General features: G+C 58.8%; 25 protein-coding genes, 1 tRNA gene and 1 riboswitch. Of the genes, 16 read left to right on the forward strand and 10 right to left on the reverse strand.

Translation table 11 applies throughout. From position 1 onward, the window contains the following. Positions 1 to 7 precede the first annotated feature (7 nt). From eno to IEW73_RS10575, 8 genes are all read left to right on the forward strand, one after another. Positions 8 to 1,297: a phosphopyruvate hydratase gene (eno, locus tag IEW73_RS10540; protein WP_188674311.1), complete on the forward strand. Its 1,290-nt coding sequence runs from the start codon at positions 8 to 10 to the stop codon at positions 1,295 to 1,297. Positions 1,298 to 1,434: 137 nt separating this feature from the next. Beyond that, complete coding sequence (locus tag IEW73_RS10545; protein WP_188674314.1) at positions 1,435 to 1,905, forward strand: FtsB family cell division protein; 471 nt, start codon at positions 1,435 to 1,437, stop codon at positions 1,903 to 1,905. Then, entirely contained in the window at positions 1,905 to 2,465 is a 561-nt protein-coding gene (locus IEW73_RS10550; RefSeq protein WP_188674317.1) for a DUF501 domain-containing protein, read from the forward strand. The genes IEW73_RS10545 and IEW73_RS10550 overlap by 1 nt, the downstream gene beginning before the upstream one ends. Further along, on the forward strand, positions 2,462 to 3,427 hold the full coding sequence (locus IEW73_RS10555) for a Ppx/GppA phosphatase family protein (protein ID WP_188674320.1): 966 nt from the start codon (positions 2,462 to 2,464) through the stop codon (positions 3,425 to 3,427). The genes IEW73_RS10550 and IEW73_RS10555 overlap by 4 nt, the downstream gene beginning before the upstream one ends. Positions 3,428 to 3,466: 39 nt before the next feature. Continuing rightward, positions 3,467 to 3,540 (forward strand) — tRNA-Leu (locus IEW73_RS10560). A gap of 195 nt (positions 3,541 to 3,735) precedes the next feature. Continuing rightward, on the forward strand, positions 3,736 to 4,299 hold the full coding sequence (locus tag IEW73_RS10565; RefSeq protein ID WP_188674323.1) for a flavin reductase family protein: 564 nt from the start codon (positions 3,736 to 3,738) through the stop codon (positions 4,297 to 4,299). 199 nt (positions 4,300 to 4,498) lie between these two features. After that, entirely contained in the window at positions 4,499 to 5,347 is an 849-nt protein-coding gene (locus tag IEW73_RS10570; RefSeq protein WP_188674325.1) for a Bax inhibitor-1/YccA family protein, read from the forward strand. A gap of 107 nt (positions 5,348 to 5,454) precedes the next feature. Continuing rightward, positions 5,455 to 6,648, forward strand: coding sequence for an N-acetylglucosamine-6-phosphate deacetylase (locus IEW73_RS10575; RefSeq protein ID WP_229675916.1), 1,194 nt, complete (start codon positions 5,455 to 5,457; stop codon positions 6,646 to 6,648). A 50-nt stretch (positions 6,649 to 6,698) separates the two neighbouring features. Here the strand turns inward: IEW73_RS10575 and IEW73_RS10580 are convergent, their stop codons facing one another. Both IEW73_RS10580 and IEW73_RS10585 read right to left on the reverse strand, forming a co-directional pair. Continuing rightward, positions 6,699 to 7,916, reverse strand: a complete 1,218-nt coding sequence (locus IEW73_RS10580; RefSeq protein WP_188674328.1) for an acetyl-CoA C-acetyltransferase — start codon at positions 7,914 to 7,916, stop codon at positions 6,699 to 6,701. Between the two features lie 43 nt (positions 7,917 to 7,959). Beyond that, positions 7,960 to 9,075 carry an SGNH/GDSL hydrolase family protein gene (locus IEW73_RS10585; RefSeq protein ID WP_188674332.1) on the reverse strand — a complete coding sequence of 372 codons (1,116 nt, stop codon included), beginning with the start codon at positions 9,073 to 9,075 and terminating at the stop codon, positions 7,960 to 7,962. A 131-nt stretch (positions 9,076 to 9,206) separates the two neighbouring features. Between IEW73_RS10585 and IEW73_RS10590 the strand changes: the two genes are divergently transcribed. Then, positions 9,207 to 10,595 carry a cystathionine beta-synthase gene (locus tag IEW73_RS10590; RefSeq protein WP_188674335.1) on the forward strand — a complete coding sequence of 463 codons (1,389 nt, stop codon included), beginning with the start codon at positions 9,207 to 9,209 and terminating at the stop codon, positions 10,593 to 10,595. A gap of 8 nt (positions 10,596 to 10,603) precedes the next feature. On the opposite strand, the gene IEW73_RS10595 is transcribed toward IEW73_RS10590, so the two are convergent. Beyond that, the gene (locus tag IEW73_RS10595; protein WP_188674338.1) at positions 10,604 to 11,767 is read right to left on the reverse strand and encodes an acyl-CoA dehydrogenase family protein; all 1,164 of its coding nucleotides are present in this window, start codon (positions 11,765 to 11,767) and stop codon (positions 10,604 to 10,606) included. Between the two features lie 58 nt (positions 11,768 to 11,825). On the opposite strand from IEW73_RS10595, the gene IEW73_RS10600 reads away from it, so the two are divergent. Continuing rightward, the gene (locus IEW73_RS10600) at positions 11,826 to 12,425 is read left to right on the forward strand and encodes a TetR/AcrR family transcriptional regulator (RefSeq protein WP_188674341.1); all 600 of its coding nucleotides are present in this window, start codon (positions 11,826 to 11,828) and stop codon (positions 12,423 to 12,425) included. Here the strand turns inward: IEW73_RS10600 and IEW73_RS10605 are convergent. The 5 genes from IEW73_RS10605 to IEW73_RS10625 form a co-directional block, all read right to left on the reverse strand. Continuing rightward, on the reverse strand, positions 12,418 to 13,224 hold the full coding sequence (locus tag IEW73_RS10605; RefSeq protein ID WP_188675077.1) for an EamA family transporter: 807 nt from the start codon (positions 13,222 to 13,224) through the stop codon (positions 12,418 to 12,420). The genes IEW73_RS10600 and IEW73_RS10605 overlap by 8 nt on opposite strands. 72 nt (positions 13,225 to 13,296) lie before the next feature. Beyond that, positions 13,297 to 14,073: an ABC transporter ATP-binding protein gene (locus tag IEW73_RS10610; RefSeq protein ID WP_206050394.1), complete on the reverse strand. Its 777-nt coding sequence runs from the start codon at positions 14,071 to 14,073 to the stop codon at positions 13,297 to 13,299. Continuing rightward, complete coding sequence (locus IEW73_RS10615) at positions 14,070 to 15,104, reverse strand: FecCD family ABC transporter permease (protein ID WP_229675918.1); 1,035 nt, start codon at positions 15,102 to 15,104, stop codon at positions 14,070 to 14,072. Before IEW73_RS10615 ends, IEW73_RS10610 begins: the two co-directional genes overlap by 4 nt. Further along, positions 15,101 to 15,970, reverse strand: a complete 870-nt coding sequence (locus IEW73_RS10620) for an ABC transporter substrate-binding protein (protein ID WP_188674347.1) — start codon at positions 15,968 to 15,970, stop codon at positions 15,101 to 15,103. Before IEW73_RS10620 ends, IEW73_RS10615 begins: the two co-directional genes overlap by 4 nt. Before the next feature lie 86 nt (positions 15,971 to 16,056). After that, a riboswitch (cobalamin riboswitch) is annotated at positions 16,057 to 16,194 on the reverse strand. A 2-nt stretch (positions 16,195 to 16,196) separates the two neighbouring features. Beyond that, positions 16,197 to 17,525, reverse strand: a complete 1,329-nt coding sequence (locus IEW73_RS10625) for a glycoside hydrolase family 183 protein (protein WP_229675919.1) — start codon at positions 17,523 to 17,525, stop codon at positions 16,197 to 16,199. A 290-nt stretch (positions 17,526 to 17,815) separates the two neighbouring features. Between IEW73_RS10625 and IEW73_RS10630 the strand changes: the two genes are divergently transcribed. From IEW73_RS10630 to IEW73_RS10640, 3 genes are read left to right on the forward strand one after another with little or no spacing between them, the layout of a single operon-like run. After that, positions 17,816 to 18,823, forward strand: coding sequence for a pyridoxal-phosphate dependent enzyme (locus tag IEW73_RS10630; protein ID WP_188674353.1), 1,008 nt, complete (start codon positions 17,816 to 17,818; stop codon positions 18,821 to 18,823). Further along, positions 18,814 to 20,376, forward strand: coding sequence for an FAD/NAD(P)-binding protein (locus IEW73_RS10635; protein ID WP_188674356.1), 1,563 nt, complete (start codon positions 18,814 to 18,816; stop codon positions 20,374 to 20,376). The genes IEW73_RS10630 and IEW73_RS10635 overlap by 10 nt, the downstream gene beginning before the upstream one ends. Continuing rightward, positions 20,373 to 21,809, forward strand: a complete 1,437-nt coding sequence (locus tag IEW73_RS10640) for a type III PLP-dependent enzyme domain-containing protein (protein ID WP_229675920.1) — start codon at positions 20,373 to 20,375, stop codon at positions 21,807 to 21,809. Before IEW73_RS10635 ends, IEW73_RS10640 begins: the two co-directional genes overlap by 4 nt. Before the next feature lie 48 nt (positions 21,810 to 21,857). Here IEW73_RS10640 and IEW73_RS10645 read toward each other — a convergent pair whose 3' ends face one another. Together IEW73_RS10645 and IEW73_RS10650 are read right to left on the reverse strand one after the other, a co-directional pair. After that, the gene (locus IEW73_RS10645; RefSeq protein ID WP_188674359.1) at positions 21,858 to 23,069 is read right to left on the reverse strand and encodes a Cmx/CmrA family chloramphenicol efflux MFS transporter; all 1,212 of its coding nucleotides are present in this window, start codon (positions 23,067 to 23,069) and stop codon (positions 21,858 to 21,860) included. 42 nt (positions 23,070 to 23,111) lie between these two features. Next, complete coding sequence (locus tag IEW73_RS10650) at positions 23,112 to 23,708, reverse strand: TetR/AcrR family transcriptional regulator (protein WP_188674363.1); 597 nt, start codon at positions 23,706 to 23,708, stop codon at positions 23,112 to 23,114. A 549-nt stretch (positions 23,709 to 24,257) separates the two neighbouring features. Here IEW73_RS10650 and IEW73_RS10655 point away from each other — a divergent pair. From IEW73_RS10655 to IEW73_RS10665, 3 genes are all read left to right on the forward strand, one after another. Continuing rightward, on the forward strand, positions 24,258 to 24,677 hold the full coding sequence (locus tag IEW73_RS10655; RefSeq protein WP_188674366.1) for a hypothetical protein: 420 nt from the start codon (positions 24,258 to 24,260) through the stop codon (positions 24,675 to 24,677). 88 nt (positions 24,678 to 24,765) lie between these two features. Beyond that, positions 24,766 to 25,161, forward strand: coding sequence for a hypothetical protein (locus IEW73_RS10660; protein ID WP_188674369.1), 396 nt, complete (start codon positions 24,766 to 24,768; stop codon positions 25,159 to 25,161). 64 nt (positions 25,162 to 25,225) lie between these two features. Further along, positions 25,226 to 26,038 carry a trypsin-like serine protease gene (locus tag IEW73_RS10665; protein WP_206050393.1) on the forward strand — a complete coding sequence of 271 codons (813 nt, stop codon included), beginning with the start codon at positions 25,226 to 25,228 and terminating at the stop codon, positions 26,036 to 26,038. Position 26,039 lies beyond the last annotated feature (1 nt).

The raw sequence follows: 26,039 nt of genomic DNA on the forward strand, positions 1-26,039 counted from the left end.
GTGATTCGTGGCCGTCATTGAACAGGTCGGAGCACGTGAGATTCTCGACTCGCGGGGCAACCCCACCGTTGAGGTGGAAGTTGCGCTCGATGATGGGACCGTGACCCGAGCGGCGGTGCCCTCGGGCGCCTCCACTGGAGAACATGAAGCCGTCGAACTGCGCGATGGTGGCGACCGCTACCTCGGTAAGGGCGTGCAGCGTGCAGTGAACGCTGTTCTCGACGAGCTTGCCCCGGCTTTGATCGGGTTTGATGCAATCGAGCAGCGCGCTGTTGATCAGGCAATGCTTGATCTCGATGGCACCCCGGACAAGTCACGTCTCGGCGCCAACGCAATTCTTGGCGTCTCGTTGGCCGTTGCGCGAGCAGCATCTGAGTCGTCGGGTCTTGAACTATTCCGCTACGTTGGCGGCCCAAACTCGCACTTGTTGCCTGTTCCGATGATGAACATCCTCAACGGTGGCGCGCATGCCGACACCGGTGTGGACGTGCAGGAATTTATGATCGCCCCCATCGGCGCTCCAAGCTTCAAAGAATCACTCCGATGGGGCACTGAGGTTTACCACTCACTCAAGTCAGTACTCAAGGCTAAGGGCCTGGGAACAGGTTTGGGCGACGAGGGTGGATTTGCTCCCGACGTTGCTGGCACCAAAGAAGCCCTCGACCTCATCATCGAAGCCGTGGACAAAGCAGGTCTGTCCCTCGGAACTGATGTCGCATTGGCCCTTGATGTCGCAGCGACAGAATTCTACGAGAAGGGCGTCGGCTACCGTTTCGAAGGAACGACTCGCAGCGCCGATGAGATGTCGGAGTTCTACCGCGAACTCCTCAACTCATACCCCCTTGTGTCCGTCGAAGATCCCCTCGATGAAGACGATTGGGATGGTTGGAAGACCCTCACTGATCATGTTGGTGCGTCGTTGCAGCTAGTGGGTGACGACTTGTTTGTCACCAACCCAGAGCGGCTGCAGATCGGCATTGACCGCGGCATTGCGAACGCGCTGCTAGTGAAGGTCAACCAGATCGGCACACTGACGGAAACACTTGACGCTGTCGATTTGGCGCATCGCAACGGGTACAAGACGATGATGAGCCACAGGTCCGGAGAGACCGAGGACACCACCATCGCTGACCTTGCTGTTGCGGTTGGTAGCGGACAGATCAAGACGGGTGCACCAGCACGGAGTGAGCGAGTAGCCAAGTACAACCAACTCCTGCGAATTGAAGAAGCTCTCGGTGACGCGGCGCGTTATGCGGGTGCGTCAGCATTTCCTCGATTCAACTGGAGCAGCAAGTAGCTCATGGGGCGCCGCGGCATTTACCGTAGCTACGCCGGTCGGAGGCCACACTCTAGTGTGAGCCTCCGGTCGGCGGCTTCGGCCACCGCGCACAAAGTAGACGCGACAGCAGCGGCTTGTTCGGCGGGAGTTCAGTGATGGTGAACAAGACTTCCGCGCGCACCAAACAGCCACCCAAAGAAGGCTGGTCGACCAGGCAGACACTGATTCTTGCGCTCGTCGTGGGGGCGATGGTGCTGACTTTGGTGATGCCTTTGCGTACTTATTTCTCCCAACTGAGCGAAACGCGCCGGATCGCTGCGGAATCCGAACAACTGCGGAGTGAGGTCGAGGCCCTCGAAATGCAGAAGGCTTTGCAAGACGACCCCGCATATATTCGGATTGAGGCCCGTGAACGTCTGGGGCTCGTATTTCCGGGGGAAACGCCGTACCGAGTACAATTCGCCGACGACCCCAACCTCGATGACAATGTCGCCGACCAGTACACCGGTAGTTCCAATCCTTGGTACACCCAACTGTGGCGTGAAATGTCAGTCCCACGCGATGAAGGACCACGACGCGAAATGAATATGCCTGTAGCTCCCGAGGCTCCGGAGGCAGGGCAGTAGTGCCTGCGAATCAGCCCAACCCCACCCACGATGTTTCACCCGACGATATTCGCGCCATTGCTGTGCAATTAGGGCGTGAACCTCGCGGTGTCCTTCGTGTCGCGTACCGGTGCCCCAACGGTGAACCCGCTGTTGTTGCGACCGCACCTCGCCTCCCAGATGGCACACCATTTCCTACGCTGTACTACCTCACCCATCCAAAACTCACCGCCGCTGTGAGCCGCCTGGAATCTCTGGGCGTGATGAAGGAAATGTCGGAACGAGTCGCCACTGACACAGAACTCGCGGCCGCGTACCGCGCAGCGCATGAAGATTACTTGCGCGAACGCGACAGCATCGAATCGTTGGGTACAGACTTTTCCGGTGGCGGCATGCCAGACCGGGTCAAATGTTTGCATGTTCTTGCGGCCCACTCGTTGGCACGTGGCCCCGGAGTTAACCCGATCGGTGATGAGGCGATAGTGCTGATCACCGAAGACGATCCGAGTCTCGTCGGCACGTGGGTTCCAGCCGATTGGCCAGGGGTGCCGTCGCCCAGCACTACTGAGGTCGACGAATGACGCGGGTAGCAGCCATTGACTGTGGAACAAACTCCCTGCGACTTCTCATTGCGGACATCGACACATCGGCCGTTGCGGAGGGTGGGCGACCGATCATCTCGGACGTCGACCGCCGAATGGTTGTGGTGCGACTTGGGCAAGGCATCGATGCGACAGGCGAGTTTCACCCCGACGCTTTGGAGCGAACCCGCGTAGCGCTCGCGGAATACGCCCAACTCATCGCCGATGCTGGTGCGACCAAAATTCGTATGGTTGCCACCTCCGCCACGCGTGACGCCGGAAACCGCGAAGACTTTTTCAGCATGACCGAGGAGATCCTCGGTGCGGTAGTACCAGGCACACGCGCCGAGGTCATCAGCGGCGATGAAGAAGCACGACTATCGTTCGTCGGCGCCGTCAGTGAACTCGACCCCGCCGATGGACCGTTCGTTGTCGTCGACCTCGGCGGCGGGTCCACCGAAGTGGTGTACGGCACCAACACGGTAGAAGCAGCAAAGTCCGTCAACATCGGGTGTGTTCGCCTCACCGAACGATGCCTACCGTCGAATCCGCCCACGGCAACAGAAGTGGCGCATGCTCGCGCGGTGGCGCGTGAAGTCCTCCGGGAGGCCTTCCACACGGTGCCCCTTGCGCCCGCTCGAACCTGGGTCGGTGTTGCAGGAACGATGACTACCCTGGCGGCGCTAGCTCACAACTTGAAGACGTACGACCCTAACAAGATTCATCTGAGCACGACGTCGTTCACTCGTCTAAATGAAGTGTGCGAGAAACTTATTGGCGCAACCCGCGACGAACGACTTGCGTTGGGGCCAATGCACCCCGGGCGTGCCGATGTCATCGGTGGGGGCGCTATCATCACCCGAGTGCTTGCTGACGAAATCGGTGCGATATCGGGTATCGATACGCTCACCGTGAGTGAGCACGACATTCTCGACGGGATAGCATTGTCCCTCGTGGAATAACGCGCGTGAAATGCGCCGTGAAGTGTGCGGCGTTATTTTGCCCCCATAGCCCAATCGGCAGAGGCAGACGGCTTAAAACCGTCACAGTGTGGGTTCGAGTCCCACTGGGGGCACCTTTGTTTGGTTTGCGAAAGATCCTGCATTTGACCCTCTCAGCGGTCGAAATGCAGGATCTTTCGGTCTGCAACGCTTCGCGCCAACCCTGTGCAGGCTGCTTCAGCCGACAACGGTTCGCACCACGAGCAGGTAACCGTCTATCGTCTGAAGTGAGTGCACAATTCCGTCAGCGGGGGAGGAACGACCGGGGCATGCCAAGTAGCGACGACACCTACACCCAGAACTCGGAGTCAGATGCCGTGAGCGCAGAGTCTGAGTTGGGTGACCTTTTTCGTGCTGCGTTTCGGCGTCAACCAGCTGGTCTTGCCATTATTTCCGCGGAAGGTCCCCAAGGGCCCGTGGGGATCTTGTCGTCGTCGGTGGCATCGGTCAGCACCAATCCTCCGTCGGTGTCATTCACTATTTCCACACTGACCCCCAACGCGCAGGCAATTCGTGCTGCGTCAACGATGGTTGTGCACCTTCTCGACGCGGGCGACCTTGCGTTAGCGCAAGTGTTTGCTACCCCTGGAAGTGTGCGCTTCGGTGAAAATATGCAGTGGGGGCGCCTAAAAACGGGTGAACCATACCTCCATGACGTGGCGACCCGTCTCCGATGCCACTATGTCGGGCACATTGATGTGGGTGAGTCCATTGTTATCGCTGCCGAGGTTGACGACATTCATCACGCCGAGTCACATGCGCTTCCTTTGGTGTACACCAACCGTGCATTCCATGTTTTTCATGAGTTTCCGCTGACTGTAACGACCACATAGAGTGTGCGTTGCCACACAGACATGAGAGATAAATAGCAGGTAAAGTCGGCTACGTACTTGGTGAGTTCGAGCGATGGTGCGGCCGATGGGGAACTCTCGTGGGGCACCGTACGTTGAACTTGCAAATCCAGGGAGACATCAGCGGGCACTAGCCGCTACGGCATGTAGTAGCTCGGAACAGAACGGAAGGGACGTCACGGTGCGCACCAGTAGCAACCCGGTGTTCAAAAATTTGCCTAAAGGCCCCGGCGGTTACGCCACATTTGGCAGTGGGGCAGCGGGCGCTTCGAACGCCGCATTCCGCCAAGGTCAGCAGCAGTACGGCGCTGATCAATACCAGACCGCCACGCCGTCGAGGGCGATGACGGTTGACGACGTTGTCACGAAAACGGGCACCACTCTGGTGGTGCTGACGATCGCCGCCGCGCTGTCGTACTTCATGACCAGCGCCAACCCCGGTATCGCTCCGTTGTTTGTGTTCGGTGGCATGATCGTGGGCCTCGTGCTCGTGCTTGTCGCTGTCTTCGGTAAGAAGATGGACAACCCCGGCATTGTTCTGAGTTACGCAGTGGCGCAAGGTTTGTTCCTCGGCGGATTGTCGTGGCTTTTCGCCAACGTGATGGTGTCGCCCACCACTTCCGCCGGTGCGCTGATCGGGCAGGCCGTCCTCGGCACCTTTGGTGTGTTCTTCGGAATGCTCTTCGTATACAAGACCGGTGCGATTCGCGTGACACCACGCATGACGCGCATGGTGGTTGCCGGAATCTTCGGTGCGCTTGTCCTCATGATCGGTAACCTCGTTGCCGGATTCTTCATGGACGGCGGACTTGGTCTTCGCGACGGCGGCCCACTAGCGATCATCTTCTCGCTGTTCGTTATCGGCCTGGCAGCATTCAGCTTCCTCATCGACTTCGACGCAGCTGACGAAATGATCCGCCAGGGTGCACCAGAAAAGTCGGCATGGGCAGTGGCATTCGGACTGACCATCACCCTCGTCTGGCTGTACATCGAGATCCTGCGTCTGCTCAGTTACTTCAATCAGGACTAGTAGCACCGCACCTTCAGCACTGCACTTGCAGGGCCCCCGCACACTGTGTGGGGGCCCTGCTCGTGTTCAGGCATGTCCGCCAAAGCAGCCGCTCCTAGGATGGGGACATGGCAGTGACAGCGATACGCGGGCGGATCATTACCGGAGTCGACCTGCTCGCTGACGGGATCATTGCCTTTGACGGTGGCACCGTTATGGAGGTCACACCAGCAGGCCAGTGGAATTACCCCGGGGTTGATGTCGTCGATACACGCCCGAGCGGTGTCACGCTAGTGCCGGGCTTCGTCGACGTGCATTGTCATGGCGGCGGGGGAGCTGGGTTCCACCACGATCCACTCGATGCGAGCCGGGTTGTTCGTTTTCATCGCAGCAGGGGGACGACAACGCAGTTGGCGAGCCTCGTGTCGGCCCCAGGAGAAGTCCTCCGGCGACAAGTGGCAGCTCTGGCGCCACTCGTGCACACCGGGGATCTGGCGGGGCTGCATCTCGAAGGCCCATTTTTGTCGGTGTGGAAATGTGGGGCGCACGATCCGGCCGCGATCATCCCTGGAGATTTATCGTTGCTGTCTGAGCTGCTCGACGTCGGTGGAGGGGCGATCCGTAGCCAGACGTTCGCCCCTGAGACCGCCCACGCCGCCAGTATTGCGCGATTGCTGCACAAGGGCGGCGCGGTGCCGTGCATCGGGCACACGAGCGCTGACAGCGCCACGACGCGGCGGGTGATGGCGGCTTCGTCCGGCCAGTGGGGCGCAACCCATCTGTTTAATGCGATGCCCGCGCTGCATCACCGTGATCCCGGCCCAGTCGCGTCGTGCCTGAGTGCGGCCGCCCGTGTCGAGATGGTTGTGGAGATCATTGGCGACGGTGTGCACTTGTCTGACGACACGGTGCGGATGGTGTTCGACTTGGTAGGTCCAGGCCAGGTCGCTTTGGTGACGGATGCGATGGCGGCAGCGGGAATGCCTGATGGCGACTACGCCCTCGGCGGGTTGGACGTTCGTGTCGATGACGGCGTCGCGCGGCTAAGCACGGGTGACCACTATGTTGGCGATGTTCCGGCTATCGCTGGGGGAACTGCGACTCTTGCCGAAGTGGTGCGCCGGACCGTTATTTCTGCGGGAGTTGACCTGGTAAGTGCGGTCCAATCGGCGACCCACACACCAGCGACATTGTTCGGCCTGAAAGCTGGCCACTTGCGTCCCGGCTACCCCGCAGACATGGTGGCGCTAGATGAGGACCTGCGCGCGGTAGCGGTCTGGCACCGAGGCGAGCGCATCAAGACCTCACCAGAGCAGTGTTGAGCGGACCCTTCAACGAATCCGCTCAACACACGCTCACAGCGTCATACTTTCTAGCTCAGGCGTTCAAAGATGATCGCCATACCTTGGCCGCCACCAACGCACATGGTTTCGAGACCAAACTGCTTGTCGTGAGTGGTGAGGTTGTTCAGCAACGTGGTGGTGATGCGGGCACCTGTCATACCGAATGGGTGCCCAAGCGCGATCGCGCCGCCCGAGACATTGAGTGCGTCTTCGTTGATACCAAGTTCGCGGGCAGAGCCAAGAACTTGAACCGCAAATGCTTCGTTGATCTCGAATAGGTCAATGTCGCTGATCGTCATGCCTGCGGTGGCGAGTGCACGTTTGGTGGACTCGATCGGCCCAAGTCCCATGATTTCGGGGGACAGGCCTGAAACACCAGTGGCGACGACCCGGGCAAGTGGGGTGAGGTCGAGTTCCTTCGCCTTGGTGTCGCTCATGATGACTAGCGCAGCCGCGCCGTCGTTGAGTGGGCAGGCGTTGCCGGCGGTGATGGTGCCGTCGGGGCGGAACACGGGCTTGAGTTGGCTGACAGCTTCGTAGGTTGTGCCGGGCCGTGGTCCGTCGTCCGTGTTGACGACTGTGCCATCGGGGAGGGTGACGGGCGTGATTTCACGTTCGAAGAAGCCAGCGTTAATGGCTTCTTCAGCGCGATTCTGCGAACGCACGCCCCACCGGTCTTGGTCCTCGCGGCTGATGCCGGTGATTTGGGCGACGTTCTCGGCTGTTTGTCCCATGGCGATGTATGCGTCGGGCAGTAGGCCGTCTTCGCGTGGGTCGTGCCAGCTGACACCACCCTGCGCTGCTGTTGCGGTGCGTGCTTCTGCGTCAGCGAAGAGGGGGTTTTTTGTGTCGGGAAGTGAGTCAGATGTTCCGTGGAGGAAGCTTGACACGCTTTCCACGCCCGCTGAGATGAACACATCTCCTTCACCAGCCTTGATGGCGTGTAGCGCCATTCGTGTGGTCTGCACTGATGATGCGCAGTAGCGGGTGATGGTGGTGCCAGGGACATTGTCGAAACCCAAGATTATCGACAGGTTGCGGGCCATGTTGAAGCCTTGTTGTCCGCCGGGGAGACCGCAGCCGAGCATGATGTCATCAATCTCGGTGGGGTCGAGTTCAGGAACTTTCGCCAACGCTGCTGCCACCATCTGTGCGGCGAGGTCGTCGGGGCGAATCGTCTTCAGCGACCCCTTCATCGCACGGCCGATGGGTGAACGGGCGGTGGAAACAATGACGGCCTCTGGCATGAGAACTCCTATGGTGGCTTGATTGTTGGTTGTGGATAGCTTGCTAGTCGGGAAGTGGTGAGCGTTTTCCTCGGCGGTGCTGCCGCGCGATCCGAGAGAGATTTGCGGCGGGTGCGATACCGAGTGGGTTGCGTCGCTTGCCCTGCTTGTCAGGTGTGCGTGTGCCGGGGCTCCGGTGCAAGAACCACATCCGGTTGAGGGCATTCCAGACACGAACTGTGGGGCGGCGCGCTTCGGCGGCGGCCGAGACTTCTGGCAATTCTTCGAGCGGTCCGCCTTTCCACACTCCCAGTGCTGAACACATCACGGGCAGGATGTTCCGCGCCGCGAGTTCATATCCAGCGGGGGACGGATGGAAGCGGTCGGAGGAGAAGAGTCGGTCCGGTGAGGCCAAGAATTCGCGCGTCAGAAGGTCTGCGAGTGGGACTGGGTGGCCACCTGCCGACTTTGTTGCTGCGGTTTGTGCGCGGGCGAGGCTCAAGCTCCATTGGCGTAGTACTGATCGCAACGGTTGCGGAACGTCGGTGACGATACCGAAATCGGGGCATGTTCCGACGACGACGACAGAACCAGCATCGTGCAGTCGCCGCACTGCGTCGCGAAGCCGACGGGCCGCTGCGCGAACGGATTGGCGTGCTGTTACGTCGTTGGCACCGACCAGGATGACGGCAACATCGGGTGGGCTTCCTGAGACGAAGGACGCATCCACTTGCCCGGACAATCCTTTTGAGGTGGCCCCGCTGATTGCTTTGGTGCTGAGCCGTACCCGCAACCCTGACTCGTCGGCGAGTCCTCGGGCGAGTCGCACACCGGGTGTTTCGTCGGCAAAGGTGCAACCGAGTCCAGCTGCTGTGGAATCACCGAAGATCATGAGGTGCAGGTCTGCGCTTTGCCGCGAGTTCCAGCGTTCCGGGCGCCCACCTTGCGGCATGTACACACCATCGGCTTCAGGTGGGTATGGCGGAAGTTTGCCGATGCGAGTTCGTGCGGTTTTGGCTTGTGCGGAAAGGAAATTGTAGGTTGCCCAACTGGCTGCGCCCGCTGAGGATGCGCCAATGACCGCCGCCGCGGTGGCTTTGACGGCAACATGTGTGCGCGAAGAATTGCCACTGCGCGAAGAATTGCCACTGTGCGTGGTTCCATCTTCGCCTCTCGGCATGCCAATACCCCCTTTAGCGCAAGCCTGATGCCACCCTTGATGCTATACAAGCGCGGTCGATTACGTTGCGCTGAGGCACCAGATTTGATGGCGGATTCCACACTGCCGCAGATATCTGGAACGATGGGGGTATGCGCATTGCGAATCACGTAGTCGATCTCATCGGCAATACCCCGCTGGTGAAGCTCAACTCAGTTGCTGACGGCGTCTCTGGTGTTGTTGCAGCGAAGATTGAATACCTCAATCCGGGTGGCAGCTCGAAGGACCGCATCTCGGTCAAAATGATCGATGCAGCCGAGGCTTCGGGCGAGCTGAAGCCTGGCGGCACGATTGTCGAGCCCACGTCAGGGAACACGGGTGTGGGCCTTGCCCTTGTGGCACAACAACGCGGGTACAAGTGCGTTTTTGTGTGCCCGGACAAGGTCAGCGAGGACAAACGCAATGTGTTGCGGGCGTACGGCGCAGAAGTTGTTGTGTGCCCGACTGCGGTGCCGCCTGAGCATCCCGACAGCTATTACAACGTGTCGGACAGGCTCACGCAAGAGATCGAAGGTGCGTGGAAACCGAACCAGTACGCGAACCCCAACGGCCCAGACAGTCACTATGAGACGACGGGGCCGGAGATTTGGCGTGACACCGACGGCAAGGTGACGCACTTTGTTGCGGGTGTCGGCACCGGCGGAACCATCACTGGCACGGGTCGCTACCTCAAAGAGGTTTCGGGCGGCAAGGTGAAAATCATTGGTGTCGACCCTGAGGGCTCGGTGTATTCGGGTGGTTCCGGTCGGCCGTATTTGGTCGAGGGCGTGGGTGAGGATTTCTGGCCCGAGGCGTACGACCCTTCGGTGCCCGACGAGATCATCGCAGTGTCTGACGCAGATTCGTTCGAGATGACGCGTCGACTCGCTCGCGAAGAAGGTCTCCTCGTCGGCGGTTCGTGCGGAATGGCAGTCGTCGGTGCGCTTGAAGTAGCACGCCGAGAAGGCCCTGACGCTGTGGTTGTAGTTCTCCTACCGGACGGTGGTCGCGGGTACCTGTCGAAGATCTTCAACGACGCCTGGATGTCGTCCTACGGATTCCTCCGCAGCCGCCTAGACGGCAAGTCAACGGTGGCGTATGTGGGAGATGTGCTCCGCGGTAAGTCAGGCAAGCTTCCTGACCTGGTGCATACGCATCCTCAAGAAACCTTGCGCGATGCTATCGAGATCCTGCGTGAATACGGCGTGTCCCAAATGCCGGTTGTCGGAGCCGAACCGCCGATCATGGCCGGTGAGGTTCAGGGCAGCCTCAACGAGCGAGATCTTCTCAGCGCAGTGTTTGAGGGGCGGGCGAATCTAGCGGATCCTGTCAGCTCAGTGATGGGCAAGCCGTTGCCGCTCATCGGTACGGGTGAGACTGTGGAAGATGCACAAAAGGCCCTTGCCGACACCGATGCTTTGATGGTGATCGAGGACGGCAAACCAGTGGGCGTGATCACCCGCTATGACTTGTTGCATTTCCACAGCTCAGGCAAAGGCTGATTGCAGTCCTAGCGGAACGCGTTTTCGCCCGTTAGTGCTTGCCCAATCACGAGTTGGTGCACCTCTGAGGTGCCCTCGTACGTGAGGACGGTTTCGAGGTTTGAGGCGTGCCGCATAACTGGGTAGTCCAAGGTGATTCCATTGGCCCCCAGAATTGTGCGGCACTGCCGGGCAATGCCCAGAGCCTCACGCACGTTGTTGAGTTTTCCGACACTGACCTGTTCCGAGGTGAGTGACCCGGAGTCTTTGAGACGCCCGAGATGAAGGGCCAGGAGTACACCTTTGCCGAATTCGACTGCGCCGTCAGCGATTTTGGCTTGCGTCAGCTGATACCCCGCGAGTGGCTTCTCGAATACTTCGCGGGTTTGCGCGTATTCAATGGCCGTTTCGAGGCATGTTCGTGCGGCTCCCATGCTGCCGAACACGATGCCGAAACGTGCCTCACTGAGACAGCCCAGCGGTGCTCGTAGGCCTCGAGCATTGGGCAAGAGTGCGCTGCTTGGCAGGCGTACTTCGTCGAAGGACAATGAGGCTGTGACGGATGCGCGGAGCGATAGTTTTCGTTTCATTTCTGTCGCTGCGAACCCTGGGGTGTCAGTAGGCACGAGGAAGCCGCGTATTCCGTCATCTGTGCGCGCCCACACCACCGCAACGTCGGCCAGTGTGCCATTGGTGATCCACATCTTTGTTCCGTTAAGCACCCAGTCGGAACCGTCCTGGTAGGCGCGGGTCCGCATGCCGCCCGGGTTGGACCCGAAATCGGGTTCCGTTAAGGCAAAACACCCAATTTTGTCACCCGCCGCCATCTGGGGGAGCCACTGTTGTTTCTGTTCCTCGGAGCCGTAGGCATAGATCGCGTACATCGCGAGGGATCCTTGCACTGACATAAGACTGCGCAAACCCGAATCGATGGCTTCGATCTCCATGCACGCCAGCCCGTATTCGGTTGCGGTCGTGCCTGCGCAACCGTAGCCGTGCAGGTGCATGCCGAGCAGGCCAAGTCGGCCAAACTCTTGAGCCACCTCACGTACAGGCAGTGTGCCAGCCTCGTACCAGTCGGAGATGTGCGGACCGAGTTGTTGTGCCGCGAAGGCGCGTGCAGAGGATTGTATTTGTCGCTCGTCGTCAGTGAGAAGCGTGTCGATTGCGAAAAGTTCAGTCAAGGACGGCATTCTTCATGTCTACACCGGCTATCGTAATTTTCGCCCGCAACCTAACCAGGAATCTAATATGCGGCGTCAGTTGGGGGTGGTAGAAGTGGTGCTACGCGATCGCCTTATCGAAGCTGCTCGTGAGGCCACCTGCCAACGAGGCTGGAGTGCCGTAACGATGGCTGGGGTTGGTTCTGCCATAGGCGTGAATAGGCAGGCGGTCTACAAGGAGTTTCCAACAAAAGCAGCGCTGGCCGACGCGATGATCCGGCGCGAGGCGGAGCTATTTTTTGCAGCGATTCTCGAAACAATGCAGAAGTACGGTTCGGACATTGCGACAGGGTTGCCTGAAGCCGTGCGTGTCGTTCTCGATATGGCGGATGAAAACCAATTGATGCAGGCGATCTTAAATGGCCAGCATCGGGCAGAGCTGGACCTTATCGATCTGCTCGCCGTCGATCCCAAACCTGTCCTGGGGCAGGCGATCGTGGTAGTTGTAGCCGAAGCGGCCAACCTCTACCGGGACACTGGGATATCGGAATCGGATCTGTACACATTGATTTCAATCAATACTCGCCTGACAATCAGCCACCTTTTACAGGCTGGAGGGTCCACGGACGACGCTGTTCACCAAGTTGCGTGGGTTACGCGGCGTGCGCTCGCGGCAACTGTCAGCTAGTGGGCTTTCGCAAAGCGACAGCAATAGCCACCGCGGCAATGCCGATCAGTTCCGGCACGGACAGTGATTGTCTGAGTACTATCCACCCGATCAACGCGGATGTCACTGGCAGAAGTGCAAGAAGGACGGCGAAATAGGCCTGCCCGACACTCCGCAGGATGATCTGGTCGATTCCATACGGGATGACGTTCGCGAACAAGCCTAACGCCAGACCTAGGACTAAGACCGTCAGTAGCGGGGTATCTGGTTGCCAGGACGAAGCGAGCGTGAATGCAAAGGGCGACGTCACTACGGCACCGACGGTGAAACCGACTGCCAAACTGTTCCGCGGTGACACCGCAGAGGCAACACGTTTCCCTAGAACTATGTATCCCGCCCAACAGAGTGCAGCAAGTAAGGCGAATGCGATACCGGCGGGGGAGCCCGCAAGATGAACGTCGGCGATGAGAACAACCCCTGCGACGGCAACAAGTAGCGCCACGACGTCGCGCCATGTGCGGGAACCCCACGCGGCCACAACGATTGGTCCCAAGAACTCGATGGCAACGGCGGTGCCGAGTGGTAACCGGGCGATGGACTCATAGAACGCGATATTCATTAGGGCCGTGATGGTGCCGAATGCCCCGGCGAGGAGGAGAGCCTGCCCCACCCAGGCAGAACGCGCTGGTCGCACAATCGCCAGAAAGATGAGCGCCGCGCCTACGATCCGCAACCAGGCAACACCGGCGGGGGCGACGAAGCTGAACAGAAACACACCCGCAGCGGCGCCAACGTACATCGACGTGCCGCCAGCAAGCATGAGCGCTGGCGCGGCTACTTGGCGGGTCTTCATTTCCACAGCATGTCTGAGCCTGGGCACGATCGCGACTGATTATCGACGGCGGCGTCGAATAGGGATCACCGCAGGGGTGCCCGCGTGGGTGTATACCTGCACGTGTGCGCCATAAAACTGGGACAGGTTGCCCGTAGTCAGCACCTCAGTGGGTGTGCCCATCGCCACAAACGTGCCATCGGCGATTAATGCCATCCTTTCGGCGTACTCTGCGGCGATCGAGAGGTCATGCATCGTGGAAAGCACGGTAATTCCTCGTGCAATTCGAAGTTCGTCGACTAGATCGAGCACCTCTTGCTGGTGTCCAATGTCGAGTGCCGTCGTGGGCTCATCGAGTAGCAGTACTGGTGCTTGCTGCGCTAACGCACGAGCGAGAAAAACCCTTTGGCGTTCGCCGCCGGACAGGGTGCTCAATACGCGGTTCCGAAAACGCTGAAGATCAAGGACCGTCATGACGTCGTCCGCTATGGCGACATCGTGTGCTGTTTCGCTTCGCAATGGTGAGATGTACGGCGTTCGGCCGAGAAGAACGTAGTCACCTACCGCCATTCCGGGAGGAACCGTGGGCGATTGCGGCACGGTCGCGATGAGTTGAGCGCGCTCACGGCGGCTCAAGGTTCTGGTGTCGCGGTGGTCGATCTGAATTGTTCCCGAGTAGGGAAGGTGCTGGTTGATTGCGTGCAACAAGGTTGATTTGCCCGCACCGTTGGGGCCAATGACGGTCACCCATTCGCCGTTTGCTACCTCAAGGTTCACATTTCGGATTAGGGGAGCCCCGCGGCCTAGGGTGACGCTGATGTTATCGACGCTAATCACAGGGCAGCCCGCTTTGTTGCGCGAAGGATCAGAACAAAAAACGGCGCCCCCAAGAATGCGGTGACAACGCCGATTGGCACTTCGCGTGGCACATCGACGGTGCGGGCTGCAAGGTCAGCGAGGACCAAAAATGCTGCACCGAACAGTAGTGACAGGGGCAAGATCACGCGGTATGAGGAACCGAAAACAAGTCGGACGATGTGCGGCACGATGATGCCAACAAATCCGATCAGACCCGATACCGACACTGCTGCGGCGGTGCCGAGCGAAGCTGCGGTGAGCAGAACTACGCGAATCACTTGTGGGTGCACACCGAGGGTGGCAGCTTCATCGTCGCCGACCGCCATCACATCGAGTTCACGACCGAGCAGGACGATGGTGACAGCAGCGATCGTTGCGTACGGCAAGAGCATTGTTACGTCTGACCAGGTTGCGCCTCCGAGTCGGCCAAGGAGCCAGCTATAAACCTCGCGTATGACGTCGACGTGCCGCTGGAGTAGGTACGTTTGCATCGCGGTGAGGAACGCTGCAACAGCAACACCTGCGAGGATGAGCGTTTCTGGCGAGCGGTCACGGCCCCCTGCCGCTCCCAGAAAGTACGTTAAGGTGACCGCACCGAGAGCACCCGTAAACGCCGCGATAGGCGTCGTCACCGGCAGGTTTGCTGCGTATGTCGGTTGCAGCGCGATGACAACCGTCACGCCAAGCCCGGCACCTGCGGCGACGCCCAGCAAGAATGGTTCAGCAAGTGGGTTTCGAAACACGCCTTGGTACGCCCCACCGGCAATTGCGAGCATCGCACCGACGATCAGACCCAACACCACGCGTGGCAAGCGAATTTCGGTGACGATGGCTGCCTGGCGCACATCTAATCCTGAATTGAGCTCCACTCCCGGGACCAGGTTCGCCAATTCGACGACCACACCACTGAGCGGTATTGATGCGGCACCAAAGCTCAAACCTGCGAGTGCTGCCCCCAGAACCGCGACGCAGCCGAGTAGTAGCCACCACCACCGAAGCTTGGTGATCACCGAATTTGCGACGTTTTCTCGACCACTATGTCGAGGAGATCCACGAGGCGCGGTCCCCACCGTGAGGCGATGTCGGAGACGAGTTCGAAAACGTGGCCCTGCTCCACGGCTGCGATATTTGACCAGCCTGGACGATCTGCCACAACCTCCGGGGTCACTCCGAAGTTGCTGTTGGTAAGAAAGATGACATCAGGGTTTGCTTGCACAATCGCTTCAGCCGACAGTTGTGTGGCGACGAGGTCTTCGTCGTCAACAATGTTGCGCAGACCCACTCGTTCGAAAAGTGCACTGACGATGCTGGCTGATGTGTACGTCCAGTACGTGTCGTCGAGCTCGATGTAGTACGTCAGAGGCGTTGATCGCTGTGGTGCGTCAGCGGCGATCTTGTCCAGGAAGTCAGTCATCCGCTCAACAAGATCCTCTGCCTCGGTAGACCGCCCTGTGAGGTTGCCGAGATCCACAATCTGGTCGTATACGTCGGTGATCTCTGATGGGTTGTCTGCAGCAACATAGGTGGGAATGTGCAACGTGTTGAGTTGCGGCACAATGGCGTCAGCGAATGAGGACAGCACCACAAGGTCCGGATCGTACGAGGAGATCGCCTCAAGGTTGGGACTGAATCCACTGAGGTCCGTAGTAGGTGCGTTCTCCGGGAAATTCGAATACTCGTCCACGGCGATGACTTGATCACCAGCACCGATCGCGAAGAGCATCTCAGTCGCTGCGGGGGAGAGTGAAATTACCCTCGTCGCGTCAGTTTCCGCTTCGACTTCTGAGGTGGCGTCGCCACAACCTGCTGCAACCAGTGCCAGTGCAGTAGCGACAATGGCGACCCTGCCGGTTTTCGTGACTCTGCCAAAATTCATGTGCCGATCCTCCTGTTGGTCGAGGAGGAGAATCGCCGACTTTGGCCAAACACAGGCCGCCTGCGAGACGCTCGTCCTCGAGAGCTCTCGAACGTCACAAGCAGGCGACCTGGCTTAACTCTGCAGGGCTCGAAAGCCGCTGCGGGGCTCACAGTTGCGGGACAGCGCCGGTTTCACACCGGCTTCGCTGCATCGTGACAGCCACCAGAATACGCTGTGGGTGGGGTTAGGATCCCCCGCCGCCCATCGATCCTGAACCCACACCGGGCGTGGGCGGGGTGTGGTCGAGGGTGGTGCGCATCAACATGACGTTGTAGTGCGACCAACGTGAGACGGTGAAGTACAAGTCAGAGCCCTCGGACCACGGATGAATGTACGGTGCGTAGAGCCCGCCTGGGAAAGCTGTCGCGGTCATGATTGGTTCAGCGTCGCTCCACGGTCCTTGCGGTTGGTCGGCGAGACGCAGGACGACGCTGCCCAGGCTGTTGGTGTACAGGGCGATGTATTTGCCGAGGAACTCGTTCCACTGCACTGACATTTCACTGACGCGCGCAGGGATTACGTTGACGGCTGCGCTGGGGTCACCTTGAGTCCAGCCTGACCCATTCCAATACTCATACTCGGCGAGATCAAGAATGTCGGTTTCGTTGACACGGGCGACCCGCGCCGCGCCTTGCCTGCCTGAAGGTGTGCCGAAGGTGTAAACGTAGCCATCGCGCTTCACATATGCGGCCATCTGAAAGTTGTTGTTGCCCGCGACGTAGTCGTAGTCGTCGAGGTTGCCAGTTTCATCGGCGCGAATGGTGTCGAAATCCACGTCCCAGTTCTCGCCGTTGTCATCGGAGACAGCGATGGCTGAGAAGTTGGTTGTCCATTGCCCCGGTGGACCCCACTCTTTCACCGACATGAAGTTGATGTACTGAGTGGTGCCGACAGCGATCCCGGCTGTGGGGATGACTGTGAACTCCGTCGGTGCTAGCCCCAACTTGTCGATGATTTGCTTCGAGAAATCGGGTCGGTCAATGGTGACGGGGGAGCCGCCGAAGAGGTAGTCGTCGTCTTCCTCTGTGAGCGGGTCAGGTACGGCCATGCCGTCAGAAAGATCAGTGTCGGCCGACCGCATGAGGGCATTGAAACGCCACTCATTGCCCGGAAGCGAACAGTCACCAAAGGTGTCTCCATAGGCGATGAGTACCTGCTGCTCGTCGTCGGTTTTGCCGTTGTCCCAGATGATCCCGAGGTCTGTGCCAGACATCCCGAAGCGGGTTGGAGTCTGGTTGTTGCTATTCGGACCTGTCAGCCACTCGACAAACTTGGCCGGTGAAGCAGCGCGCGGGCTGAACAGTGCGTGAGGTGGCTCAAGGCCGACGGGGCCATGTGCAGTCTCAGGCATGCGACCAAGCGGCGCACCTTCGACGTGGGCGCTGGTTCCGTTGGCATCACTAGTAGATATCGAGGCACACGGTGCTGCCAGCGCGGTCGGTGCTGTAATCGCGAGCATCCCCGCGCCTAACACTGACGCAAGACCTAACGGCACCGCCTTAATTTTCTGCACTCGCACTCCTTCACGCTGACGCCCGATAAAGACTGTTGACGAAAGCATGTGCGCTGCAATGGAAAGGGAAGCGCTATTTAGCACGTGATGTGACAAGCGTGATCGAACCGATGCGGTTTGGAACCGGCAGCGAAATACGTAACGATCAGCAGCCTCACAGGTGCCAGTGCTCAAATGCAGGCATACTTGACGAGACAGTGTGCTGAGCAGTCAACACCTATCCTGATTTGTTTTCACCGAGCTTGGGTACTCACGGTGCAGTAGATGACCAGTCAGCTAAGGGGACTTGCGTGAACACACCCGTCACCACCAATCTTGCCGTCTCGGCGGATATATCCGACCTAGTTGGGCACACTCCGCTGGTGAATCTGACGCGACTTTTCCCAGATGTACCGCACACCATTTTGATGAAACTCGAGATGTTCAACCCGGGTTTCAGTGCCAAAGACAGGACCGCTGCGTCTCTGGTCGATAGCGCTTTCGAGACTGGTCAGCTGCAGTCCGGAGGCACTGTCGTCGAGTCGAGTTCAGGCAATCTTGGCCTGGCGCTGGCGCGGTCGTGCTTGTTGCGAGACGTCCGATTTATTTGTGTCGCGGATTCCCGCACGAATAAAGCCACGATTTCGATGATGCGAGCACTTGGGGCAGACGTCCGGATCGTCGACGCTATTAGTGCAGGCACATCGGAGCTACTCGCCGCACGGTTAAAGGAAGTTGCTCGCATTGTTGGTGAAATTCCTGGCGCGGTGAATCTTAATCAGTATTCAAACCCCGCGAATCCTCAAGCGCACGAACTCGGCACGATGGCGGAAATCGCCGAGCAGACGCACGGCAGGGTAGATCACCTCTTTGTGGCCACAAGCACCACAGGCACGTTGACTGGCTGCCGTAACTTCATCGACAAAACAAGGATGACTACCCGCATAACCGCTGTGGATTCTGAAGGAAGCGCTCTTTTCGGTGGGACATCACGGGAGCGGTTCCTGCCCGGCTTGGGTGCGGGGTTGGAAACACGTTTTTCACAAGATGCCCGCCTTGATGATTTGGTGCGGGTATCTGAGGCTGATTGTGTCCGCGGCTGCAGGTTGCTGGCGCGGCGTGAAGCGATCATCGCTGGTGCATCGACAGGGGGAGTTGTCGCTGCCCTTCGTCGACGGCTGCCGTCCATTGATCCGGCCGACACAGTGGTGTTGATAGCCCACGACGGTGGCTTGCCGTATGCCGAAACTGTCTACAGTGATGCGTGGGTCAACGACGTCCTGGGGCTCACGAAGGAGCAGACCGAACAATGGCTGTAGGCGCATCCGCATTTACTATCGCGATCCTGGGTGCGGGTCCGAAGGGACTTTTTGCGCTGGAGTCGATCCTTGCGCAGTCTCACACGATGTCAGCGAAACTTCGCATCGACCTGTTTGATCCGCAGGAACCCGGGATTGGTGCCGCATATCAGCCTTCGTTGCCTAACTATTTGCGCCTCAATGTTGATGCGAACATCGTTTCGACCTGGCCTCGCGAGCGAAGAAGCGCGCTGCGACCGTCATGGCGTGAATGGGCTCAATCAGTTGAACCGACGATCGCAGCGGAAGGCTTTCCATCTCGCGCTGCCGTCGGCCGGTACTTCAGGTGGTCATTTCAGCGTTTGGTCGAATCTGCACCACATGTACAGGTCCGGCATATTGCGTCCACTGTCACGGATCTTCGTCGTTCGCACTGCGGCAGGTGGCACGTGCTGCCGGACACCGACCGAGGACCGTATGACGAAGTGCTGCTGACAGTGGGACACGGCGCCACCTGGGACGGGGCGCTTCTGGATGCGGGTGAAACCCCAGTCACCTCGGTGTACCCGATCGAAAATCTTGACACGGTTGCACCGCACACTCGCGTGCGATTCCGGGGTGCGGCACTGACCTTCATCGATGGTGCATTGGCGCTCACGGAGGGGCGCGGTGGCCGGTTTGAAGGCCACGGCGCACATTGTCGTTACGTTCGTAGTGGATCCGAACCGCGTTCCATCTATCCCAGTTCGCGTTCCGGCAGCTTCCTGCACGCGAAACCACGCACCGTGTTGCCGCGCAATGCCACCGATGCGGCACTAAAGGAATGGACAAAAGTTGATTCGGGCGACGTGGACTCGATGGAGGAGTCGATTGTCGGAGCAGCTCACGCCATACTCTGGGAGCTCGGTGTACCAGCAGCTCATGAGCGGATCTTGGAAACCTTGCGGACGGGATGGGACCCAGCACAACCACTAACGGGTGCTGTCGGTGTTCGAGCGGTCGATGCATTTCGGGAGTCAGTCGAGATTGGACGCGGCGAAAAACACCCCGGGCCTGCATACGCGCTTGGACGTGCGTGGGCCATCGGCTACCAAACCGTGGTCGACCGGTTTCCGGGGCCATCCCCGGACTGGGAAAAGTTCATGGCACTCGCTGCCACATTGGAACGGTTCGCATTTGGGCCACCTCTGGTGAACGCAGAGAAACTGCTCGCACTGATCGATGCCGGCCTCGTTGTTTCGGACTACATTGCTGGCAGCTTGGCTGACGGCGGGCCCTACGACAAGTGCATCGACGCAGTGCTGCCCCCGCCAGGATGGCGTCGCCTCACCGACCCACTGGTGACATCGCTGCGTGACTCGGGGCACGTGAGCATTCCCGATGGGCGCAGGGGCATCATGATTACCGACGACGCCCAGGTAATTGGCAACCGAGGTGCGACGCACGGGCTATCCGCGCTGGGTCGCCCAACTGAAGACACCGTGATAGGCAATGACACTCTGAATCGGGCATTGCACGACACCCCTGAACGATGGGCCACTCGGGTGATGAGACGTATCGAAGGGACCGGATGAGCAGCGATATCCAGAAAATGTGTGCCGGTGATCCTCCGCTTACTGCGCGGTTGGCGAGCTGGATGAGCGACCTGCTAGCTGATCCACAGGTTACCCAGCGAGTGGTAGAAGAGTACGGATCGCCAGTGAATGTGCTCCACACAGGCGCTCTAGCAGGAAACGCTTCGGACCTTTCGGATGCAGCAGCAGAGCTCGACATTGATCTGCGTGTATTTTTTGCCCGCAAAGCCAATAAAGCCCTGAGTTTTGTTGATGCCGCCCGCGACGCCGGTCTAGGTGTGGACGTCGCATCCGAAAACGAGTTGCGCCAAGTACTTGATCGGGGGGTGCAGCCACACAACGTCATCGTCACGGCCGCAGTGAAACCGCCACCGCTACTCGAACTGTGCCTGTCGCGCAATGTGCCTGTTGCCCTCGACAACCACGATGAGGCAGACGGGTATCTCAGCATGTTGGCCGCGCGGGGTGACGGTGCGCCTCCCGCCCCGGTAGCCCTGCGAATCGCATCGCAGAATGATGCCATCGCGCCGACACGATTCGGGATGTCCGTACCCGACTGGCTGGAGTGGCTCGACACACGGAATGTGAGCGCACTCCTGTTCGAAGGTGTTCACTTCCACCTCCACGGGTACTCGCCCCACAACCGGGCCATCGTTGTAGACGAGGCCCTTCAGTTCATTGATGCCCTGCGGCAGCGCGGCCACCGCCCCTCTTTTATCGACATGGGCGGGGGCATCCCCATGAGTTACCTCAACAACGAAGCCGAATGGGACGCATTCGAGGCTGCCCACAAATCCGCAATTCTCCACCAGCGTCCACCGATTACCTGGCGAAACGATGGTTTCGGCCGACGAGAAGAAGCCGGTGCACTAGCTGGCACCCGCAATACTTACCCCTACTTTCAGCGGCCAATCCGAGGCGACTGGTTGCGTGCCCTCGTCGCGGCACATGCGACGACGCACACACCCAACCGCGCGCTAAGTACCGAGTTGCGGGATCGCGGGCTACACCTGCGGTGCGAACCTGGCCGTTCGCTGCTCGACGGCTGCGGCATGACCCTAGCCAAGGTGCTATTTCGCAAGAAGAGTAGTGACGGCATCCCTTTGGTCGGCCTCGAAATGAACCGCACCCAGTGCAGATCAACATCAGCTGATTTTCTTGTCGACCCCATACTTGTGCGCGGAGACCAGTCTGGCCGACCCAACAGTCCTTTCGCTGGCTTCCTAGTCGGCGCGTACTGCGTCGAAGACGAGTTAATACTGCGGCGGAAACTCAACTTTCCACACGGGGTTGCCGTCGGAGACATCGTGGCCCTGCCCAACACCGCTGGTTATTTGATGCACATCCTCGAAAGCGAATCGCACCAACTTCCGCTCGCACGCAACATCGTGGTCCGCGACGACGGACTCGTTGAAGACGACATTGGGCGCTAACTGCACTTCTTGTGCGCAAGGTTGGGTCCGTGGTGGACAGTGTGGCCGTCATGCCGACACCAGTTCTGTTTCTCTGACTGCTTCAATGCGGGATTCGCGATAGGCGACTGCTGTAACGGCCAACGCAAGGAGCGTAACCACTACGGCGACATAGGCAGGCATACGGTACCCGGCGGCGGTCACCGCGACTGCGCCAAGTGCTGGACCGAGGGCGTTGCCGACATTGAATGCTGAGGTATTCACTGCGGCCGCGAGTGTGGGTGCGGCTCCAGCGATCGCGAAGATCCGGGCGTTGAGCGCTGGGGCAACGATGTAACCAGTGGCACCGACTGCTGTGATGGCAATCGGAAGGGCGATCTGGTTGGACGCTGATGCAGCGACTGCCAACAGGCTGAGGGACATAAGCGTCAGTCCGACAAAGATGGTCCCGAAAATGTTGCTGTCCGCAAGTCTTCCGCCGACGGTGATACCGATGAACGATCCGACACCAAAGGCAGCCAGAATCATGGGTACGGCGCTGGGGGAGAATCCAGCCTCATCGGTGATCAGCGGTGCAAAGTAGGTAAACGCGCAGAACATCGCTCCCTGAAATAGCGCTGTGGTGGCGAGTGTGAGCCACACATGCCGTGAAGTGAAGGCAATGAGTTCGTGTTTGACGAGTTTGGCTTTTTTGACGTCAGTGTTTTCTCGTGCTGAAGGGGGAACAAACAGCGCGATCGTTGCAGCAGTGGCGAGAGTAAGGATCGCGATCGCGGCGAACGCTGAGCGCCACCCGAATTGCTGACCAACCCACGTGCCCAGTGGAACTCCAGCGACATTGGCGAGGGTTAGTCCAGCTGCCATGACGGCGAGGGCCCGGCCAGTCATTGATGGTGGTGACAGGCGGACTGCAAGGACTGCGCCGACAGCCCAGAATGCCCCGCATGCGAACGCGGAGAGCACACGCGAGATTGCAATGATTGTGAAGTCATCGGTGAGATAGACCGTGACGTGTAGAGCGGAGAACACAAGTGACACGGTGATGAGGACTGTTCTTCGGGGCATCCCAAGAGTCGCGATCGCCATGAGGGGTGCGCCGATGATCATGCCGACGGCGAAGGCGGTGATCAACAGAGAGGCCCCGGGAATGGTTGTTCCAAGGTCGGGGGCGATGTTGGGGAGCAGTCCCGCGATCATGAATTCGGATGTGGCGAGGCAGAAAATCCCTACGCCCAGTATGTACACGGATTTCGGTATGGACTCGCGATGGTGGTCAATCATTGAATTCCTTGTCGTTGGGCGTGCCCGCATCGCGGGGAAGTGTCACGCCGCTGTGCCTACGAGCAGATTCAGGCTGGTCTCGATCGTCTCGAGGATGCTGTCGATTTCCGGTTCGGACGCTGCGAGGACGTGGTTTCCGCACAAAACAGCGGTGAGTACTAGTGCCCATTTACTGGGGGGCAGGCTGGAAGGGAGTTCACCGGACGTGTGGCCCTCGGCCACGATGTGTTCGATTGTTTGCCGGATGTTCTCGAAGTTGCGTAGTGCGCAGGCTGCGACGTCGTTGTCTTCGCCTGCTGCTTCGACGGAGGCATCTACTGCTAGGCAGCCTCGCCGGGAGGGGTGAGTGAATTGGTGCTGCGCTGCGGATATCAGCAGTACCCGCAGTTTTTCTTCGGCATGCAATGTGTGGTTGTCGATCAACTCTTGCTGCAGTATCCATTGCCTGCCTGCGTATTCGCGGAGGCACCGTAGGTACAGGCTGCGCTTGTTATGGAATGTTCCGTACAGTGAGCTACGTGACAATCCGGTTGCTGCGCATAGCTCTTCCGTAGACGCAGCATGGTATCCACGCAGCCAAAATAGCTCCATCGCGCTTCGGAGGACAGTTGACTCATCGAACTTGCGTGGTCGACCCATGTGGCTAAGCGTAACGATATTGGACTGATGTGTCCATAACTAACCGTGTAAACACTGCCTAACCCTTCGCTTGGGCTGGTGCAAGACCAGGGAACGCGCCACCTCGCTGCACAGGGTCACCTTCAACCAAGGGCGAAAGCGAAGGCCGGGTGGGGCCACATTGCTTGGCGCAATCTTGGCAAGCGCTACTGCGGTTCAGACCCGCTCATGTGCAGAACGGAAGGTTCGTTCTGTTGGCAGGCCGTGAACTCAATCGATCATCGGCCGCGCGCATTTCGTCAGCTCGCATGGTATGCGTCTATGCGCCGACTGTAGTGAACGGGCGGACTTCCTGTCTTGGATAAACCTCAAACAGTAAAAGGCTTAATTTTATCTATATATTCACATATGCTAATAAAGTGAAAATTGCCCATTTGGGAACGGAAGAAAAACGTGAGTGGTGAATGCGCAAAAATAATACATCCCGTTGAAAAAGTGCGGTATGTTTATATCCTGCTAGTCGGGGGGGATTTGTGAACCAACACTGCCATTTCTCGAAAGGGATTTTCTATGCTTGTTAACCGTGCCCGCAGGACGACCGTTGCCGCAATCGCTGCCGGGGCGCTGACTTGCAGCATTTTCGCAGGGACTGCAACGGCAACCCCAACGGGAGGGTCCGTTGTAGATGGAATGCAATCGACCCACCCCGTTTCACACGGGAACGGCAATAGTGAGGGGAACGGCAACCAGAATCGCCTGGGTGGCGGCCAGGTTGATGAACAGTGGCTTCCCGCCGCATACTGGGCTGCTCAGGGTATCTACTGGGCCGCACGGGCCGCAGGGCCCGTGGTGTTCAGGGCTATGGCTTCTGCAGTGCGAGCTGGGTACAACTCTTTCGCCTCGTGGTGCGGTAGGCATCAGTACATCTGTGGAGTTGGTTCAGGCGTGACCGCAGCTGAGATTCATCATCACCTTCGCAACATGGTGTGAAACCCATACCGCCTTTCGGCGGTAGCGCATTGATCCATGAGTGGGCTACCGCCAAGCACCACTGTAGTTTGAGAGGTTAAACAGGTTAATGAATAAGAGTCCCCAGGACAATCTATTTTTGGTGCACTTCGCATTGACCGGATTGTTCATCGCTACTGGATTGATATTTACTCTCGGGCTAATCCCTACCTTCGGGAACGAATTGGCTTTTGCGGTCGTAGCGATATTCATCATCGTTCCCGCCGCGACCTTCATATCTCTAAGGAAGTTCAACAGAAAGGGCGTTCAGGATGGTGTACTACTGGGCGTTGCAGCCGGGATTACGATCTACTTCCGAGAGGAATACGTTGACATCAGTCCCGGTCGTCTCGCTATCGTTTTGCTATTCGCGGTATTTTCCGCGGTGTGGGGACTCTGTTTCTTGATGCAAAAGATCGTATTTAAGCTCGCCGGAGCTGGTTCACGGTCCGATTCACGTGTCTGACTTCGCTGTGGTGTTTGGTATCCAAAACCGCTCGCCGCATTCAACGAAAGGTGATCCTCGCAAAGTGATTGATGGGGTCAGAAACACGATTGTTGCTGCTGCGACAGCGGCCGTCGCAGCAATAACTTTAGGTCTCACCACTGCAGGTGCTATTACCAATGGTGAACCCGACGGCAAGGGGCATCCCTATGTCGGCTTGATGATGGCTGTGGGACCAAACGGTGCACCCAGTGGTGCGTGCAGCGGAGCCTTGGTGTCGAATCGGATTTTTGTCACGGCAGGTCACTGCACTGCAGACGCTGCTAGTGCCCGGATCTGGTTTGATGCCGATGTCGAATCCGGTTGGCCTGATAACGGATTCCCGTTCTTCGGAGAGGCTAGTGGGACCCCCTATACCCACCCCGAGTTTGATCGGGAGAACTTCCGCTACCGCGATGTCGGGGTGGTCGTGCTTGATGAGCCGGTGAACAAACCTCGGTATGCCTCACTGCCTGAGCTAAATCAACTCGACAGTCTGGCAACGCAGCGCGGGCAACAAGACGTGACCTTTACCGCTGTGGGGTACGGCTCTCAGGGGATGAAACCGGACCGGGCAGACGCAATGCTGCCTACCCGAATGCTGGCTCACCCAAAGCTGAACCAGATCAACAGTGGGAGGACGGGCGATTACTCGATGCTGGTATCTGCAAACGCGAATACCGGAGGGACGTGCCAAGGGGACTCGGGTGGCCCAATTCTTTCCGGGACGTCAGATGTTCTTGTCGCGGTGACGTCCTACTCGGTGAACCCGAAGTGTGCGGGAACCAATGGAGCATTTCGGATGGACCGCAGCTGGAGTCTCAACTGGATCATCGAAGCGTTCAGCGACTACCTCTGAC

The organism is Hoyosella rhizosphaerae (assembly GCF_014643175.1).
Lineage (GTDB): Bacteria > Actinomycetota > Actinomycetes > Mycobacteriales > Mycobacteriaceae > Lolliginicoccus > Lolliginicoccus rhizosphaerae.

Bases quoted from the DNA above. Each gene is read 5' to 3' on its own strand.
- IEW73_RS10545 (WP_188674314.1), top strand. From the start codon at position 1,435: ATGGTGAACAAGACTTCCGCGCGCACCAAACAGCCACCCAAAGAAGGC.
- IEW73_RS10555 (WP_188674320.1), top strand. From the start codon at position 2,462: ATGACGCGGGTAGCAGCCATTGACTGTGGAACAAACTCCCTGCGACTT.
- IEW73_RS10565 (WP_188674323.1), top strand. From the start codon at position 3,736: ATGCCAAGTAGCGACGACACCTACACCCAGAACTCGGAGTCAGATGCC.
- IEW73_RS10575 (WP_229675916.1), top strand. From the start codon at position 5,455: ATGGCAGTGACAGCGATACGCGGGCGGATCATTACCGGAGTCGACCTG.
- IEW73_RS10580 (WP_188674328.1), bottom strand. From the start codon at position 7,916: ATGCCAGAGGCCGTCATTGTTTCCACCGCCCGTTCACCCATCGGCCGT.
- IEW73_RS10585 (WP_188674332.1), bottom strand. From the start codon at position 9,075: ATGCCGAGAGGCGAAGATGGAACCACGCACAGTGGCAATTCTTCGCGC.
- IEW73_RS10590 (WP_188674335.1), top strand. From the start codon at position 9,207: ATGCGCATTGCGAATCACGTAGTCGATCTCATCGGCAATACCCCGCTG.
- IEW73_RS10595 (WP_188674338.1), bottom strand. From the start codon at position 11,767: ATGCCGTCCTTGACTGAACTTTTCGCAATCGACACGCTTCTCACTGAC.
- IEW73_RS10600 (WP_188674341.1), top strand. From the start codon at position 11,826: ATGCGGCGTCAGTTGGGGGTGGTAGAAGTGGTGCTACGCGATCGCCTT.
- IEW73_RS10605 (WP_188675077.1), bottom strand. From the start codon at position 13,224: ATGCTTGCTGGCGGCACGTCGATGTACGTTGGCGCCGCTGCGGGTGTG.
- IEW73_RS10620 (WP_188674347.1), bottom strand. From the start codon at position 15,970: ATGAATTTTGGCAGAGTCACGAAAACCGGCAGGGTCGCCATTGTCGCT.
- IEW73_RS10635 (WP_188674356.1), top strand. From the start codon at position 18,814: ATGGCTGTAGGCGCATCCGCATTTACTATCGCGATCCTGGGTGCGGGT.
- IEW73_RS10640 (WP_229675920.1), top strand. From the start codon at position 20,373: ATGAGCAGCGATATCCAGAAAATGTGTGCCGGTGATCCTCCGCTTACT.
- IEW73_RS10645 (WP_188674359.1), bottom strand. From the start codon at position 23,069: ATGATTGACCACCATCGCGAGTCCATACCGAAATCCGTGTACATACTG.
- IEW73_RS10650 (WP_188674363.1), bottom strand. From the start codon at position 23,708: ATGGGTCGACCACGCAAGTTCGATGAGTCAACTGTCCTCCGAAGCGCG.
- IEW73_RS10655 (WP_188674366.1), top strand. From the start codon at position 24,258: ATGCTTGTTAACCGTGCCCGCAGGACGACCGTTGCCGCAATCGCTGCC.
- IEW73_RS10660 (WP_188674369.1), top strand. From the start codon at position 24,766: ATGAATAAGAGTCCCCAGGACAATCTATTTTTGGTGCACTTCGCATTG.